Genomic DNA, 16,177 nt, shown 5'->3' with positions numbered 1-16,177 from the left:
GGCCACCACCACGCGGGAGGCGAGGGCGGCGCGCAAGGCGTCCGCGCGGGTCTGGTTGAAGCGGGCGGGGGTCGGCTGCGAGGCCATGGACGATCTCCCTGGAGTGCGACGGCTGTCGGCTTTGCGGCTACCGGCGGAAGCCGCACGCCGCCAGGGTAGCCGGGAGGCCGGTCCTCTTGTGAAGGGCGTCCAGCAGGCAGACAGCGAGTCGGCCGGGGCGGCTCCGGGGCACCCGGGTCGGGTTCCGGTCGGCGGAGCGTGCACAATCAGCCACCGGCGGAGCGCGCCTGTGAACTCCCGCCGCCCCGAAGGCTTCCGGTACGTGCACGGCGCGTGTGCGGAAGGCGGTCGAGTGCGTCTCGCGTTAGGACAAGTTCGGCATGGGCCGATAGTGTTCAGCATTGCCGAACAGGGCGCGTACATACGGATGGAGTGACTCCGCGTACGCCCCGACCGATGGAAGGGAGCCGACGCGGTGGCGAAGAACATCCAGTCGCTCGAGCGCGCGGCGGCCATGCTGCGGCTGCTCGCGGGCGGCGAGCGGCGCCTCGGCCTCTCCGACATCGCGTCCGCGCTGGGCCTGGCCAAGGGCACCGCGCACGGCATTCTGCGCACGCTGCAGCAGGAGGGCTTCGTCGAGCAGGACGCCGCCTCGGGCCGCTACCAGCTGGGCGCGGAGCTGCTCCGCCTCGGCAACAGCTACCTCGACGTGCACGAGCTGCGCGCCCGCGCCCTGGTCTGGGCGGACGACCTGGCGCGCTCCAGCGGCGAGAGCGTCTACCTGGGCGTCCTGCACCAGCAGGGCGTGCTGATCGTGCACCACGTCTTCCGGCCGGACGACAGCCGGCAGGTCCTGGAGGTCGGCGCGATGCAGCCGCTGCACTCCACGGCCCTCGGCAAGGTCCTCTCGGCGTACGACCCGGTGGCGCACAGCGAGGCGGTGGAGGTCGAGCGCAAGGACTTCACGCCGCGTACGGTCACCGCGCTCGACGCGTTCGAGGAGACGCTGAACCTCACGCGGGCGCGCGGCTGGGCCGACGACGTGGAGGAGACCTGGGAGGGCGTGGCCTCGGTGGCGGCGCCGATCCACGACCGGCGCAGGATGCCGGTCGGCGCGGTGGGCGTCACGGGCGCCGTCGAGCGGGTCTGCGCGGGCGGCGAGCTGCGCTCGGAGCTGGTTGCCGCTGTGCGGGACTGTGCGCGGGCGGTTTCCCGGGATCTCGGCGCGGGGCGTTTTTAGCGCACCGTCGTACGGGGCTCGGCACCAGCCCTGGGGCTTGCAGCCCCAGACCCCGCCCCCTTGTCGGCCTACGGCCTCGTCCTCAAACGCCGGACGGGCTGGATTTGGCACCCCCTGTGACCCCTGCGACGGGCGATTCGGCGTGCGGTTTGCGGGGCGGTGGATAACGATCGCGATACCCATCACACAGCTCTTGACGTCCAGTTAACCCGGAGGCAAAACTGCCGTTCATCGGTCGGCATTGTCGAACACCTACCGGTAATGCAAGGTAGGGTGTCGCAAGGCGGATCGGGCCAACGCCCTCAGCCTGAGGGCGCGAACCACCGGCGGGACCCGTGGTTCGCCTTCCCCTGGACGAAGGACAAAGGAGTCGCGGGTGTCCAGCTCCGACATCTTCATCAGCGAGACCATCGGTACCGCTGTTCTGATCCTGCTCGGCGGCGGCGTCTGCGCCGCCGTCACGCTGAAGCGCTCGAAGGCGTTCAACGCCGGCTGGGTCGCCATCGCGTTCGGTTGGGGCTTCGCGGTCCTCACCGGCGCCTACATCGCCGCCAAGTCCGGCGCGCACCTCAACCCGGCGGTGACCGTCGGGATCATCCTGAAGGGCGGCGAGGGCGCTCCCACGTGGGGCGACGCTCCGGCCTACTTCGGGGGCGAGCTGCTCGGCGCGATGATCGGCGCGGTGCTCGTGTGGATCGCGTACTACGGCCACTTCAAGGCGCACCTCAACGACCCCGAGGTCGCCGAGCAGAAGACCGCCAACCCGGGTCCGGTGCACGGGGTGTTCTTCACCTCCCCCGAGATCCGCAACCCCCTCCAGAACCTCGCCACCGAGGTCATCGCCACCGTCGTGCTCGTGCTCGCGATCCTCTGCCTGGGCCTCACGGCCGACGGCAAGGGCGTGTCCTGGGGCGGCACGCTGATCGTCGCCCTGGTCGTCGTCGGCATCGGTTTCTCCCTCGGCGGGCCCACGGGCTACGCCATCAACCCGGTCCGCGACCTCGGCCCGCGCATCGTGCACTCGCTGCTTCCGCTGCCGAACAAGGGCGGCTCGGACTGGGGGTACGCCTGGATCCCGGTCGTCGGCCCGCTCCTGGGCGGCGCCATAGCTGCAGGCGTCTACAACGTCGCCTTCGCCTGAGCAGCCGCCCCGGCCACCGCGGCCACCGGACCACCGACCGGACGAGCGCACAGCGCCGCCGTACATGAGATTTCTGGAGCACACAGTGACCGACGCACACACCGCAGGCCCGTTCATCGCGGCGATCGACCAGGGCACCACCTCGTCCCGCTGCATCGTCTTCGACAAGGACGGCCGGATCGTCTCCGTCGACCAGCGCGAGCACGAGCAGATCTTCCCGAAGCCGGGCTGGGTCGAGCACGACGCCAAGGAGATCTGGGCCAACGTCGAGAGCGTGGTGGCCGGGGCCGTCGCCAAGGCCGGGATCACCTCCGCCGACGTCAAGGCGATCGGCATCACCAACCAGCGCGAGACCACGCTGCTCTGGGACAAGAACACCGGCGAGCCCGTGCACAACGCGATCGTCTGGCAGGACACCCGCACCGACGCGCTCTGCAAGGAGCTCGGCCGCAACGTCGGCCAGGACCGCTTCCGCCGCGAGACCGGCCTGCCGCTCGCCTCGTACTTCGCGGGCCCGAAGGTGCGCTGGCTGCTCGACAACGTCGAAGGTCTGCGCGAGCGCGCCGAGGCCGGGGACATCCTCTTCGGCACCATGGACTCCTGGGTCATCTGGAACCTCACCGGCGGCACCGAGGGCGGCGTGCACGTCACCGACGTCACCAACGCCTCCCGCACCCTCCTGATGAACCTGCACGAGATGGCCTGGGACGAGCGCATCCTCAACTCGATGGGCATCCCCGCCGCGGTGCTCCCCGAGATCCGCTCCTCCGCCGAGGTGTACGGAAACGCCAAGGGCGGCGTCCTCGACGGCGTGCCCGTCGCCTCCGCGCTCGGCGACCAGCAGGCAGCCCTGTTCGGCCAGACCTGCTTCGACAAGGGCGAGGCCAAGTCCACGTACGGCACCGGCACCTTCATGCTGATGAACACCGGTGACCAGCCCGTCAACTCGTACAACGGCCTGCTCACCACCGTGGGCTACCAGATCGGCGAGCAGAAGCCGGTCTACGCCCTCGAAGGCTCCATCGCCGTCACCGGCTCCCTCGTGCAGTGGATGCGCGACCAGATGGGGCTCATCCAGTCCGCCGCCGAGATCGAGACCCTCGCGTCCTCGGTCGAGGACAACGGCGGCGCCTACTTCGTACCGGCCTTCTCCGGCCTGTTCGCCCCGTACTGGCGCTCCGACGCCCGCGGTGTGATCGCCGGACTCACCCGGTACGTGACCAAGGCGCACATCGCGCGCGCCGTCCTGGAAGCCACCGCCTGGCAGACCCGGGAGATCACCGACGCCATGACGAAGGACTCCGGCGTCGACCTCGCGGCCCTCAAGGTCGACGGCGGCATGACCTCCAACAACCTGCTGATGCAGACGATCTCCGACTTCACGGACGCACCGGTCGTGCGCCCCATGGTCGCCGAGACCACCTGCCTCGGTGCGGCCTACGCCGCCGGCCTCGCCGTCGGCTTCTGGCCGGACACCGACGCCCTGCGCGCCAACTGGCGCCGGGCCGCCGAGTGGACCCCCCGCATGCCCGCCGCACAGCGGGACCGCGAGTACAAGAACTGGCTCAAGGCCGTCGAGCGGACCATGGGCTGGATCGAGGACGAGCCGTCCGAGGACTGACCCGGCCCGCCGGGTCCCCGGACCTTTCGACCTCGAGGACGAGCTGACGAGGAGCAAACACCCATGAGCACCCCCACCCTGCAGAACGGCCCCGCCTACCCGGCGCTCGGGCTGCACCCGGCGGGCGGTTCGAACCCGAGCCGCGCGGAGACCCGCGAACAGCTGGCGAAGGCGACGTACGACCTGCTCGTCGTCGGCGGCGGCATTCTGGGCATCTCCACCGCCTGGCACGCGGCGCAGGCCGGCCTGCGGGTGGCCCTCGTGGACGCCGGCGACTTCGCCGGCGCGACCTCGTCGGCCTCCTCCAAGCTGCTCCACGGCGGTCTGCGCTACCTGCAGACCGGCGCGGTGAAGCTGGTCGCGGAGAACCACTTCGAGCGGCGTGCGGTGTCCCGTCAGGTGGCGCCGCACCTCGCCAACCCGCTGACCTTCTACCTGCCCGTCTACAAGGGCGGCCCGCACGGCGCGGCCAAGCTGGGCGCGGGCGTCTTCGCGTACAGCGCCCTGTCCGCGTTCGGCGACGGCGTCGGGCACCTGCTCTCGCCGTCGAAGGCCGCGCAGGACGTGCCGGAGCTGCGCACGGACAACCTGAAGGCCGTGGCCGTGTACGGCGACGACCAGATGAACGACGCGCGGATGGCCCTGATGACGGTCCGCGCGGCCGTCGACGCGGGCGCCGTCGTCCTCAACCACGCCGAGGTCACCGGCCTGCGCTTCACCAAGGGCCGGGTCACGGGCGCCGACCTGAAGGACCGGACGGACGGCGAGGAGTTCGGCGTGAACGCGCGCCTCGTCCTCAACGCCACCGGCCCGTGGGTGGATCACCTGCGCAAGATGGAGGACGAGAACGCGGCGCCCTCCATACGCCTCTCCAAGGGCGCGCACCTGGTCCTCAAGCGCACCGCCCCGTGGAAGGCGGCCCTGGCCACGCCGATCGACAAGTACCGCATCACGTTCGCCCTGCCCTGGGAGGACATGCTGCTGCTCGGCACCACGGACGAGGAGTACGAGGGCGACCCGCGCGAGGTGTCCGTCACCGAGAAGGACACGGCGCAGATCCTGGACGAGGCGGCGTTCTCGATCCGCGACCAGCAGCTGTCCCGGGACCTGATCACGTACTCCTTCGCGGGTCTGCGGGTCCTGCCCGGCGGGCCCGGGGACACCTCCAAGGCCAAGCGCGAGACGGTCGTCACCGAGGGGCGCGGCGGGATGCTGTCGGTCGCGGGCGGCAAGTGGACGACGTTCCGGCACATCGGCCGGACGATCATGAACAAGCTGGCGGAGCTGCCCGGTCACCCGCTCGGCGAGGACATGCAGCCGATCTCGCAGCTGCCGAAGAAGCTCCCGCTGCCGGGTATCTCGAACCCTCAGGCGGTCGCGCACCGGCTCCTGGTCGACGGCGGTACGCCCGGTCCGCGGATGTCGGCCGACACCGCGCGGCACCTGGCCACGCACTACGGCTCGCTGTCCTTCGACATCGCGCGCCTTGCCAACGAGAACCCGGCCCTCGGGGAGCGCATCCACCCGGACGCCCCGGAGATCTGGGCGCAGGTCGCGTACGCGCGCGACCACGAGTGGGCCGAGACCGCGGACGACGTCCTTCGCCGGCGTACGACCCTGACGATCCGGGGCCTTGCCACGGACGAGGTGCGGGGCAAGGTCGAGGCGATGCTCGGCGAGTCCAAGTAGCGTTTCCTGTACGGGAGTTGAGCGGGGCGGTCACTGCGGTGGCCGCCCCGCTCGCGTGCGCCCGGCTACTCCCGGCGGGACCAGTCGCCGCACTTCCGCAGCCAGTCGGTGAACAGCGCGGTGTCGCCGAAGGACTCGATGCCGTCGTCGTCGAGGGTGCGGCGGCCGTACATCAGCAGGAGCAGGTCGGCGGCGGGGGCGCGGACGGCGACGGCGGCGCTGCGGTGCTGGTGCCGTACGGCGATGTCCTGGCCGTTGTCGCCGGTGAGGTCGATGAGCCACTCGCCCGGGGCGTCGGTGGTGTGGAGGTGGACCGTGCGGTCCGGGCCGAGGAGTTCTCGTCGGGCCTGTTCGGAGGGGAAGGCCTGCGGCAGTGCGCTCATCTCGGTCCACTCGTCGAGGCCGATGAGCGCGGTGCGCGGGTCGAGCTCGTACGGGATGCCGAGGGCGCGGGTCGCGTCGTAGCGGTGGACGGTCGCCTCCACGGCCATGCGGCGGGCCCAGAAGAGGGGGGTGTGCGGGGGTGCGGGCGACCACAGTTCCACGTGGGGGCCGGCTTCGCGGAGGGTCGCGGCAAGGTGGGCGGCGTTGACGGGAGCGTCCTGGGCGTGGGTGTCGCCGAGGTGCTCGGGGCTGGTCGCGCGGGTGCGGACGAGGCGTTCGGCCCAGGAGTACGTGGCCTCCACGTGCCGGAGGAGGTCGGCGAGGGTCCAGCCGGGGCAGGTGGGGACGGGGAGGGCCGGGTTCGCTCCGCGGGTGTGGGCGGAGAGGAGTTCCGTCTGGCGGAGGAGGGTGGTGCAGTAGGTGTCGAGGGCGGCTGCGGGGGTGGTCATGGGTGGATTTTTCCCCTCCCCGCCCCTTCCCGAAAGTCCTCGCCGGACGGGCCTCCTCAAACGCCGGAGGGGCTGAAAAATCAGCCCCTCCGGCGTTTGAGGACGAGCGCCTCAGCGCGATCGGGGGTCTGGGGGTGGAGCTCCCAGGGCCCCTTCCGTCAAGGCGAGACCTCCTCCAGGCGCCGCCCCGCCGTCTCCTCCGCGCCGATGCCCGCGACGACCGCGCCCGCGAGGGCTACGCCGCCGAGGACCAGGAAGACCGTGCCGATCTCGCCGCCCGCGTAGACCGCGCCGACGGCGATCGGGCCGAGGATGACGCCGATGCGGTTGAAGGCGCCGCCGACGCTGCTACCGAGGGCCCGCATGCGGGTCGGGAAGAGCTCCGGCGTGTACACGTACAGGCAGATGTTGGCGCCGAAGAAGAAGACCGCGGCCAGGGACGACCAGACCAGGACCTGGAGCGGGGTGTTCGCGCCGAGCCAGGCGAGCAGGAGCAGCACGGCCGCGGCCCCGCCGAGGCAGGCGGTGATGACCTTGCGCCGGCCGGCCCCGTCCACGGTGAGGGCGACGACCAGGCAGCCGAGCAGGCCGGCGCAGGACGTGACCGTGGAGTAGAGCAGGGCGTCCGAGAGGGACAGGTGGTAGCGGTTCAGGTAGATCGTCGGGAGCCAGGACGAGATGCCGTAGTTGACGAAGTAACCGCAGAACCAGAGGGCGCCGACGACGAGGGTGCGGCGGCGGTAGCGGCCGCTGAGCAGGCCGCGCAGGCCCGAGGAGCCCTTGCCGGGCGGGGTGACGGGCAGGGCCTCGCCGACCGGGGGCAGCGGTTCGCCGGTGGCGCGCTCGACCGCCTTCTCGATGCGGACCATGGTGGCCTCGGCCTCTTCGGCCCTGCCGTGGTCGGCGAGCCAGCGCGGGGACTCCGGGACCATCTTCTGGACCAGGAAGCAGAGGACCCCGGGGATCGCCGCGAGGGCGTACATCCAGCGCCAGCCGAGGATCGGCACGACCCAGGCGGCGACGAGGGCGCCGACGGTGAGGCCGGCCGGGAAGACGAGTTCGTAGAGAAGTACGAAGCGTCCGCGCTTGTGACTGCGGGTGATCTCGGCGATGAAGGTGGCCGCGACCGGGACCTCGCCGCCGATCGCCAGGCCCTGTACGAAGCGGAGCGCCATGAACTGCTCGGGTGAGGTGGTCGCGGCGAGGGCCAGGTTGGCGAGGCTGGAGACCGCGATGCACAGGGCGATGACCTTGACCCGGCCGATGCGGTCGGCGAGGCGGCCGGAGAGCAGGGCGCCCACGAGCATGCCGAGCGAGCCGATGGTGAGCATCAGCGTGGCCGCGGAGGTGGAGAGCTGGAACTCGGTCCGCAGTGCGGGCATCGCGTAGGCGATGAGGAGCTGGTCGAAGGCCTCGAAGAAGGTCACGGCGCCGACGATCAGGCGGACGGTGATGTGCCAGCGGGAGAGCGGAAGTCGCTCGAAGCGGGCGGAGATGGAGGCCCGGACGCCGGCGTCCGGCGTCGTGTCGGGTGCGTTGAGGGTCATGCAGGTACTCCGCGGCGTGAGAGGGGCGGCGGGTCTGGGGCCCCGGGCGGAAGGCCGATGCCTGGGACGAGAAACCGAGTCCTACCCCTGGACCTGATGATGAACGAAGAATCACCGCAGGGCCAGGAATCGGTAAGCCCAAAATTTCTTAGGGCTTAACTTGTATCCCCCGCCTCACCTGCTGACGTCAAGAGCTTGGGCAGGGAATTGACCAACAAAGTTTTGCGGGAGGGGTCTTGCGCGGCAGATATTTAAGCCCTTAGATTTCTAGCGCTTAGCCGAGGTCGCCGACCGAGGCACTTGGCCGTAGACCGCCGCCGCAAGGAGACCCGAATGCCCCCGACTCCCCCGGACGAGGCACTGATCGCCGGCCAGTGGCGCCGCGGTGCAGGCGCCCCGACCGAGACCGTCGACCCGGCCACCGGACGCACGCTCGCCACCGTGCACGCGGTCACCGTCGAGGAGGTCGCCGAGGCGGCCGAGGCCGCGGCGAACGCGGCGGCGGACCCCCGCTGGCGCGAACTGCTCCCCCACCAGCGCGCTCGACTCCTCGTCCGTATCGCGGAGTTGATCGACGCCGAGGCGGAGCAGCTGGCCGCGCTGCAGACCGCGGACACCGGCAAGTCGCTCACCGAGACCCGCGCCCTGGTCGCGAGCGCCGCCGGCACGTTCCGGTACACGGCCGCCGCCCTGGAGACCGCCGAGGAGGCGATCACCCCGGCGCGCGGGGCGTACGTGACGATGAGCGTGTACGAGCCGATCGGCGTCGTGGGCGCGATCAACCCGTGGAACTCGCCGGTCGCGAGCGACGCGCAGAAGCTCGCCCCGGCCCTCGCCGGCGGCAACGCGGTACTCCTGAAGCCCGCCGACTGGACGCCGCTGGTCTCGCTCGCGCTCGGCCGCCTCGTGACCCGCGCGCTCGGTGAACTCGGCCTGCCCACCGCCCTGTTGGCGGTCCTTCCCGGCCGTGGCAGCGTGGTCGGGGACGCCATCGTGCGCCACCCGCTCGTCGGCAAGGTGTCGTTCACCGGCGGCACCTCGACCGGGCGCACCCTCGCCCACGCCGCCGCCGAGAAGCTGATGCCGGTCTCTCTGGAGCTGGGCGGCAAGTCTCCGACGGTCGTCCTGGCGGACGCCGACGTCGAACAGGCCCTCGCCGGGGTGATGTTCGGGGTGTTCTCGTCCAGCGGGCAGTCCTGCATCGCCGGTTCCCGGCTCTTCGTGGCGCGTTCGCTGTACAACGACTTCGTCGGTCAACTCGCGGAGCGCGTACGGAAGTTGCGAGTCGGCCCCGGTACGGCCCCGGACACGCAGGTCGCGCCGCTCGTGCACCACAAGCACCGGGACTCGGTCGCCGCGTACGTGGACCTGGCCCGCTCCGAGGGCGCGAACGTGCTCGCCGGCGGGGCCGTGCCGGAGGGCGAGCGGTACGCCGACGGGGCGTACTACCTGCCGACCGTGCTCGACGGGCTCTCCAACGACGCGCGGGTCTGCCAGGAGGAGATCTTCGGGCCGGTGCTCGTGGCGCTTCCCTTCGACGACGAGGAGGACCTGGTCGCGCAGGCCAACGACTCCGTGTACGGCCTGGCCTGCGGGATCTGGACGCGGGACCACCGGGCCGCCTGGCGGATCGCGCGCCGGATCGACGCGGGCACCGTCTGGATCAACACGTACAAGCAGTTCAGCATCTCCACCCCGTTCGGCGGCATGAAGGACAGCGGCCTCGGCCGTGAGAAGGGCCGGGACGGGATCCGCCAGTACCAGCGGCAGAAGTCCCTCTACTGGGGCACCTCGTCGGCACCGCTGCCCTGGGCCAACTGACCACCCCCGCCGGAGAGTTCACATGACCCACCACCCCCCGATCGCCCGGCTGCGCGCGCTGCGCTCGGTCGAGCTGCTCACCCCGGCCTTCGCCGAGGCCACCGACTTCTACGAGGACGCCTGGGGCCTGGAGGTCGTCGAGTCCGAGCACAGCGCGAGCTGGCTGCGCGGCACCGGCGAGGAGCACCACGCCCTGCAGCTGACCCGCTCCGAGCGCACCGGCCTCGGCCGGATCGTGTTCGCCGTGGCCACCCCCGCCGAGATCGACGAGGCGGCGCGGCGGCTCGAAGCCCGCGGCATCCAGCCGGTCGCCGGGCCCGGCCCGCTCGACCAGGTCGGCGGCGGCTACGGCCTTCGGTTCCACGACCACGAGGGCCGCCTGATCGAACTGTCCGCCGAGACCTGGGCGGTCACGCCGCGCGGCCGCGAGGCAGCCGTGCCGGTCGGCGTCACGCACACCGTCCTCAACACCCCCGACATCGACGCGGCCGTCGCCTTCTACTGCGACGTGCTCGGCCTGCGGGTCTCCGACTGGTCCGAGCACCAGATGGCGTTCCTGCGCTGCAACGCCGACCACCACTGCATCGCGTTCAACCAGGCCGAGTGGGTCTCCCTCAACCACGTGGCGTACGAGATGAGCTCGGTCGACCACTTCATGCGCGGCCTCGGACGGCTTCGGCACCACGGGATCGTCCCGCAGTGGGGTCCCGGTCGGCACGGGCCCGGCAACAACACCTTCTCCTACTTCACCGACCCGACCGGACTCGTCTGCGAGTACACCTCCGAGGTCGCGCAGATCGTCGAGGACCGCTGGATCGCCAAGGTGTGGCGGCGGGTCCCGGAGCTGTCCGACCTGTGGGGCACGGCCGGGCCGCCGTCGAAGGACATCCGCTGCCACATGGCCGGACGGCCGGAAGGAGAGCAGAAGTGACCAGGATTCTGAAGGTCGGACTCGTCGGCTGGGGCGCCATCGGCCGCGTCGTCGGCACCGCACTCGCCCAAGGGGAGATCGAGGGCGCCGAGTTGACCTCCATCGTCGACAACCGGCCGCTCGGCGAGGCCGCGCCCGCGCCGCAGGTCACCTTCGAGGAGGCCATCGACGGCTGCGACCTGATCGTGGAAGCCGCAGGTCAGGGCGTCGTACGGGAGTGGGGCGAGCGCGTCCTCAGCTCCGGCACCGATCTGCTCGTGGCCTCCACCGGGGCGCTCACCGACGACGAGCTCGCCAAGCGGCTGCTCGCGGCGGGCCCCGGCCGGGTGTACTTCACCGGCGGCGCCGTCGGCGGCCTCGACCTGCTGCAGGCCGTACGGCAGCTCGGCCCACTCGACGAGGTGCGCCTCACCACCACCAAGCTGCCCTCGACCCTCGAACAGCCGTGGATGGACGAGGAGTTGCTGGCCCGGATGCGGTCGGCCACCGGCCCCGTCGAGGTGATGGCGGGCACCGCGCGGGACGTCCCCGTGAAGTTCCCCAAGTCGACCAACGTCGCGGCCTCGGTCGCCCTGGCCGTCGGCGACCTGGACGCTGTGCGGGTCCAGGTCGTCGCGGACCCGGGCGCGACCCGCACGCGCCACGTCGTAGAAGCCTCCGGAACGCACGGCGCGTACCGCTTCGAGGTCGCCCACGCCCCCGACCCGGGCAACCCGGCCACCAGCCAGGTCGTCCCGTACGCGGTGCTCCGCTCGCTCGCGGCGCTCGCCGGTCGGACGGGACAGATCCTTTGACCGCCGCCCGGACTGCGACCGCCGCCCGGCCCGTGACCGCCGTCCACGTCGAGGAGGCGGGCACGGCAGGGCCGCTGCTCTTCTGCCTGCACGGCATCGGCTCGTCCTCGGCGGCGTTCGCGCCGCAGCTGGACGCGCTCTCCGCGCACGCCCGCGTCGTCGCCTGGGACGCGCCCGGATACGCCAAGTCCTCCGACCCGGAAGAGCCGTTGGACCTGGACGGGTTCGCGGACGCGGCCGCCGACGTGATCCGTTCGTACGGCGAGCCCGCGCACGTCCTCGGCGTCTCCTGGGGCGGCGTGATCGCGCTGCGGCTCGCCGCCCGGCACCCGGAGCTCGTGGCCTCGCTGATCGTCGCCGACTCCAGCGCCGGCTCCGGGACCGACCCGGAGAAGGCCGCGGGGATGCGGGCCCGCGTCACGGAGCTCGCCGAGGTCGGGCCGCGCGCCTTCGCCTCGCTGCGCGGGCCCCGGCTCGTCTCGCCCGAGGCGCCCACCGCGCTCGTCGACCGGGTCGTCGACACCATGGCCGGCTCGGTCCGGCTGCCCGGCTACGGGTACGCCGCCGAATCGATGGCCGCCGCCGACCTGCGCCCCGAACTGTCCGCCGTCACCGCGCCGACCCTCGTGGTCTGCGGCGACCGCGACACGGTCACCGGAATCGAGGCCTCCCAGGTACTCGCCGGCGGACTGCACAAATGCGCCTACGTGATCGTCAAGGACGCCGGTCACCTGGCCAACCAGGAACAGCCCGAGCGGTTCAACGCCTGGGTCCTGTCCCACCTGCACATCGTCACCGCTTCGCAAAGGACACGCTCATGCCTCTGACCACCACTGAGTACGACAACGGCGGCGACCTCGGCAAGTACACCGACTCGCTGATCGCCTCCAAGGAGTCCCGCGAGCCCGACTGGGGCACCCTCTCCTTCCAGGAGAAGGCCGGCCCGCAGTACAAGCGCGCACAGATCCGCTACGTCGGCTCCGGCGCGACCGGCAACCACGAGGGCGACAACCGCATCCTGCCCTCCGGCGGCTTCACCTTCTCCAACATGCTGCTTCCCCCGGGCGGCGAGGGCCCGGCCCACACCCACCACGACGTGGAAGAGGCCTTCTTCGTCCTGGAGGGCCAGGTCCGCGTGGGCATCCACCGCGGCCCCGACGAGGTCGAGTACCGCACCCTCGGCTACCGCGACATGATCGTCGTCCCGGCCGGCGTGACCCGCTCCCTGAAGAACGAGGGCGACACCGACGCCCTGTTCTGCGTCGTCATCGGCACGCAGAAGCCGCAGGTCCCGACGTACCCCGAGTACTCGCCGCTGTACGGGATCACCCGTGACTGACCAGTCCTTCGACGGCCGCCGGCTCGTCGTCGTGACCGGGGCGGGCCGTGGCCTGGGACTGGCCATGGCCCGCCGGGCCGGCGAGGACGGCTTCCGGGTCGTCGTCGCCGAGGTCGACGCCGAGCGCGGCGAGGCCGCCGCGGAGCAGCTGCGGGGCGAGGGCATCGACGCCCGGTTCGTCCGCTGCGACGTGGCCGACCCGGCCTCGGTCGACGAACTGGCCGACGCCGTACGGAAGTTGGGCGGGCTCTACGGCCTGGTCAACAACGCCGCACTCGCCAACGGGGTGGGCGGCAAGGAGTTCCAGGACATCGACATCGAGACCTGGGACCGCCTGATGACCGTCAACGCGCGCGGCCCCTGGCTCGTCGCGAAGGCCCTGCACCCGCTGTTCGGCCCGGTCGGACGGATCGTGAACGTCGCATCGGACGCGGCGCTCTACGGCTCGCCCCGGCTCGCGCACTACATCGCGTCCAAGGGCGCCGTCATCGCCCTGACCCGGGCCATGGCACGGGAGCTGGGCGAGCGCGGCATCACCGTGAACGCCCTCGCGCCCGGCCTCACCGAGGGCGAGGCGACCGAGTCGGTCCCGGAGGAGCGGCACGGACTGTACGCCGCGAACCGGGCGATCTCCCGGCCGCAGCAGCCGGACGACCTGGTCGGGCTCGCCGCGTTCCTCCTCTCCGAGGAGTCGCGCTACCTGACCGGACAGGTGGTCGCCGTCAACGGCGGCTTCACCATGCACTGACCCACTGCCACCACCTGCAATCAGCCCCAACTCCCGTACTGGAGAAGGATTATGGATCTGGGCCTCGCCGACCGGACCTATGTGGTCACCGGAGGCAGCTCGGGCGTCGGCCTGGCCACGGTCCGCGCCCTGCTCGACGAGGGCGCGAACGTCGCCACCTGCGGCCGTGACGCCGAGCGCCTGAAGCGCATCGGGGAGCACGAGCGGCTCTGCACCGCCGTGTGCGACGTACGCGACGCCGACGCCGTGCGGGAGTTCGTGCGGAGCTCCGCCGAGGCCTTCGGCGGGCGCGTGGACGGGCTCGTCAACAACGCCGGGCAGTCCCGGATGAAGCGCCTCGACGACACCACCGAGGACGACTGGCGCGACGAGCTGGAGCTGAAGTTCGCGGGCGTGCTCAACCCGCTGCAGGCCGCCCGCGCGTATCTGTCGGCCTCGGACGCGGCGTCCGTCGTCAACGTCAACGCGGTCCTCGCCAAGCAGCCCGAGACGCGTCTGATCACCACCAGCGCCGCCCGCGCCGGCATCCTCAACCTCTCCAAGTCCCTGTCCCAGGAGCTGGCTTCGGACGGCGTCCGGGTCAACTCGGTCTGCCTGGGCCTGGTCGACACCGGCCAGTGGACCCGCCGCCATGCCGCTGCCGACTCGGGCCTCTCCTACGAGGACTGGCAGGCGGAGCTCGCCGCGGACCGGGGCATCGCGCTCGGGCGGCTCGGCCGCGCCGAGGAGGTCGCGTACGCGATCCTCGCGCTGCTCTCGCCGCGGGCTTCGTACATCACCGGAACCAGCATCGACGTCTGCGGCGGAGTCGGCCGCGGCATTCTCTGAGGAGTACCCGCATGCGTTACGACCATGGAGGCGCGCTCCTCGTCGCCGTCCTGAAGGAACTCGGCATCGACACGGTCTTCGGGATTGTCTCGGTCCACAACCTGCCCCTCGTGGAGGCCGTCGACCGCGAGCTGCGGTTCGTGCCCGTGCGGCACGAGGCGACCGCCGTGAACGCGGCCGACGCCTACGGCCGGGCCCGCGGCACCCTCGGCTGCGCCCTCACCTCGACGGGCACCGGCGCGGGCAACGCGGCCGGCTCGCTCGTCGAGGCGCTGGCCTCGGGCACGTCGGTGCTGCACGTCACCGGCCAGGTCGAGACGGAGTTCCTGGGCAGCGGCCGCGGGTTCATCCACGAGACCAAGGACCAGCTGGGCATGCTGACCGCCGTCTCGAAGTACGCGGCGACGGTGACGTCCGCCGACGAGGCGGGCCGGATCCTGCGCGAGGCGGCCGCCGCAGCCCTGGCCGCGCCGGGCGGCCCGGCGAGCGTCGAGTGGCCGATCGACCTGCAGTACGCGGCCCAGACGGACGCTCCCGCGACCGTTGCCGAGACCCCCGCGCCGACGGCCGATTCGGCTGAACTCGCCGCCGCCGCCGAGCTGTTGGCCTCGGCCGAGCGTCCGCTGATCTGGGCGGGCGGCGGCGCGTGCACGGCCGGGCCCGAGCTGGCCGCGCTCGTCGAGGCGACCGGGGCCGGGCTGCTCACCTCCAACTCCGGGCGTGGCAGCGTCCCCGAGGACCACCCGCAGGTCATCGGCAACTTCGCCACCACCCCGGCCGGCCGCACGCTGCTGGCCGACGCGGACCTGCTGCTCACCGTGGGCACACACTTCCGCTCCAACGAGACGTCCGACTACGCGCTCGAACTTCCCGAGCAGCACATCCAGATCGACGTCGACGCGGCGGCGCTCGGCCGCGTGTACCCGGCGACGCACGCCCTGCACGGCGACGCGGCCGACACCCTCAAGGCCCTGCTGCCGCACGCCCGCCGCGCCGAGCCCGCGTGGACCGAGCGGGTCGGCCAGGTCCGCACCGACGTCCGGGCCGCACTGCACGACAACATCGGCCCGCAGGCGGCGATCTGCGACGCGCTGCGCGCCGCGCTCCCCCGGGACGCCGTGGTCGCCCGCGACGTCACCATCGCCTCCAGCAGCTGGGGCAACCGCCTCCTGGAGATGTACGACCCGAAGGCGAACGTCTTCCCGCGCGGCGGCGGCATCGGGCAGGGCCTCGGCATGGGCATCGGGGCGGCGCTCGCCGACCCGGAGCGGCCGACGGTCGCGATCGCCGGCGACGGCGGCCTCGCGGTCCACCTCGGCGAACTCCTCACCCTCGCCCAGGAGCGGCCGCGCATGACCCTGCTCGTCTTCAACGACGGCGGCTACGGCGTGCTGCGCAACATGCAGGACCGGTACGCCGACCGCCGCTCCGGCGTCGACCTGACCACGCCCGACTTCGAACTCCTCGCCCAGGCCTGCCGGTTGCCGTACCTGCGGATCGCGGACGCCGAGGACGCGAAGGCCGTGATCGACGAGGCCGTCGCCTCCGACGGGCCCGTGCTCGTCGAGGTGGACCTGGCGGCGCTCGGCCCGATGAAGAACCCGTTCACCCCGCCCGTCAAGATCCCCGCCGCGTAGGGAGGCCG

General features: G+C 71.9%; 14 protein-coding genes. 12 read left to right on the top strand and 2 right to left on the bottom strand.

Translation table 11 applies throughout. The features are described from left to right. Positions 1-475 precede the first annotated feature (475 nt). The 4 genes from QIS96_RS33170 (at position 476) to QIS96_RS33155 (ending at position 5,691) form a co-directional block, all read left to right on the top strand. A complete protein-coding gene (locus QIS96_RS33170; protein WP_282546536.1) occupies positions 476-1,240 on the top strand; it encodes an IclR family transcriptional regulator in 765 nt (254 codons plus the stop codon). 376 nt (positions 1,241-1,616) lie between these two features. Next, positions 1,617-2,381, top strand: a complete 765-nt coding sequence (locus QIS96_RS33165) for an MIP/aquaporin family protein (RefSeq protein WP_282546535.1) — start codon at positions 1,617-1,619, stop codon at positions 2,379-2,381. Positions 2,382-2,466: 85 nt separating this feature from the next. Then, positions 2,467-4,002 (top strand): glycerol kinase GlpK, encoded by a 1,536-nt coding sequence (glpK, locus tag QIS96_RS33160; protein ID WP_282546534.1) that lies wholly within the window; start codon positions 2,467-2,469, stop codon positions 4,000-4,002. Between the two features lie 63 nt (positions 4,003-4,065). After that, the gene (locus QIS96_RS33155) at positions 4,066-5,691 is read left to right on the top strand and encodes a glycerol-3-phosphate dehydrogenase/oxidase (RefSeq protein WP_282546533.1); all 1,626 of its coding nucleotides are present in this window, start codon (positions 4,066-4,068) and stop codon (positions 5,689-5,691) included. 65 nt (positions 5,692-5,756) lie between these two features. Here the strand turns inward: QIS96_RS33155 and QIS96_RS33150 are convergent, their stop codons facing one another. Both QIS96_RS33150 and QIS96_RS33145 read right to left on the bottom strand, forming a co-directional pair. Continuing rightward, on the bottom strand, positions 5,757-6,524 hold the full coding sequence (locus tag QIS96_RS33150) for a maleylpyruvate isomerase family mycothiol-dependent enzyme (RefSeq protein ID WP_282546532.1): 768 nt from the start codon (positions 6,522-6,524) through the stop codon (positions 5,757-5,759). Between the two features lie 158 nt (positions 6,525-6,682). Beyond that, positions 6,683-8,071, bottom strand: a complete 1,389-nt coding sequence (locus QIS96_RS33145; RefSeq protein WP_282546531.1) for an MFS transporter — start codon at positions 8,069-8,071, stop codon at positions 6,683-6,685. 333 nt (positions 8,072-8,404) lie between these two features. Here QIS96_RS33145 and QIS96_RS33140 point away from each other — a divergent pair, with 333 nt between their 5' ends. Genes QIS96_RS33140 through QIS96_RS33105 form a run of 8 tightly spaced genes read left to right on the top strand, consistent with a single transcriptional unit; the run spans position 8,405 to position 16,169 of the window. Continuing rightward, positions 8,405-9,892, top strand: coding sequence for an aldehyde dehydrogenase family protein (locus QIS96_RS33140; protein WP_282546530.1), 1,488 nt, complete (start codon positions 8,405-8,407; stop codon positions 9,890-9,892). Between the two features lie 22 nt (positions 9,893-9,914). Further along, a complete protein-coding gene (locus QIS96_RS33135; protein ID WP_282546529.1) occupies positions 9,915-10,823 on the top strand; it encodes a VOC family protein in 909 nt (302 codons plus the stop codon). Further along, positions 10,820-11,617 (top strand): aspartate dehydrogenase domain-containing protein, encoded by a 798-nt coding sequence (locus QIS96_RS33130; protein ID WP_282546528.1) that lies wholly within the window; start codon positions 10,820-10,822, stop codon positions 11,615-11,617. The genes QIS96_RS33135 and QIS96_RS33130 overlap by 4 nt, the downstream gene beginning before the upstream one ends. Next, on the top strand, positions 11,614-12,444 hold the full coding sequence (locus QIS96_RS33125) for an alpha/beta fold hydrolase (RefSeq protein ID WP_282546527.1): 831 nt from the start codon (positions 11,614-11,616) through the stop codon (positions 12,442-12,444). Before QIS96_RS33130 ends, QIS96_RS33125 begins: the two co-directional genes overlap by 4 nt. Then, a complete protein-coding gene (locus QIS96_RS33120) occupies positions 12,435-12,956 on the top strand; it encodes a cupin domain-containing protein (protein ID WP_282546526.1) in 522 nt (173 codons plus the stop codon). Before QIS96_RS33125 ends, QIS96_RS33120 begins: the two co-directional genes overlap by 10 nt. Next, positions 12,949-13,704, top strand: a complete 756-nt coding sequence (locus tag QIS96_RS33115; protein WP_282546525.1) for an SDR family oxidoreductase — start codon at positions 12,949-12,951, stop codon at positions 13,702-13,704. The genes QIS96_RS33120 and QIS96_RS33115 overlap by 8 nt, the downstream gene beginning before the upstream one ends. A 51-nt stretch (positions 13,705-13,755) precedes the next feature. Beyond that, on the top strand, positions 13,756-14,532 hold the full coding sequence (locus tag QIS96_RS33110) for an SDR family oxidoreductase (protein ID WP_282546524.1): 777 nt from the start codon (positions 13,756-13,758) through the stop codon (positions 14,530-14,532). Positions 14,533-14,543: 11 nt separating this feature from the next. Next, entirely contained in the window at positions 14,544-16,169 is a 1,626-nt protein-coding gene (locus QIS96_RS33105) for a thiamine pyrophosphate-binding protein (RefSeq protein WP_282546523.1), read from the top strand. Positions 16,170-16,177: the final 8 nt, after the last annotated feature.

The organism is Streptomyces cavernicola (assembly GCF_029968035.1).
GTDB classification, from domain to species: Bacteria; Actinomycetota; Actinomycetes; order Streptomycetales; family Streptomycetaceae; genus Streptomyces; species Streptomyces cavernicola.
This window is presented reverse-complemented; position numbering and strand designations above follow the sequence as displayed.